The sequence below is a fragment of the Cobetia sp. SIMBA_158 genome (assembly GCF_046566945.1).
GTDB lineage: Bacteria > Pseudomonadota > Gammaproteobacteria > Pseudomonadales > Halomonadaceae > Cobetia > Cobetia amphilecti.
Window position 1 is genome coordinate 1 of record NZ_JAWJYL010000796.1, and the last position, 250, is coordinate 250.

Consider the following 250-nt stretch of genomic DNA (forward strand, 5'->3'; position numbering starts at 1 on the left):
GCTAGCGAGCGCAGCAGGTGCGTCGTTACTCGATTCGATTGTAGAAATTAATGGCGTTAAGCTATTGGTTGCAAATGTTGAAGGCACTGAGTCTAAAGCGCTTCGCGGTATGGTTGACGACCTTAAAAACAAGATTGGCTCAGGTGTTATTGCCCTAGGTGTTGCCAGTGGCGACAAAGTAAGCCTAATTGCCGGTGTGACTAAAGACTTAACTGGCAAAGTAAAAGCCGGTGAGCTTGTAAACCACATG

General features: G+C 46.8%; 1 protein-coding gene. It reads left to right on the forward strand.

Annotation, left to right across the window (positions count from 1 at the left end; all coding sequences use genetic code 11):
- Window positions 1-250, forward strand: a 250-nt coding sequence (locus tag R2R70_RS22010) for a DHHA1 domain-containing protein (RefSeq protein ID WP_410979197.1), incomplete at both ends; no start/stop codon positions are given.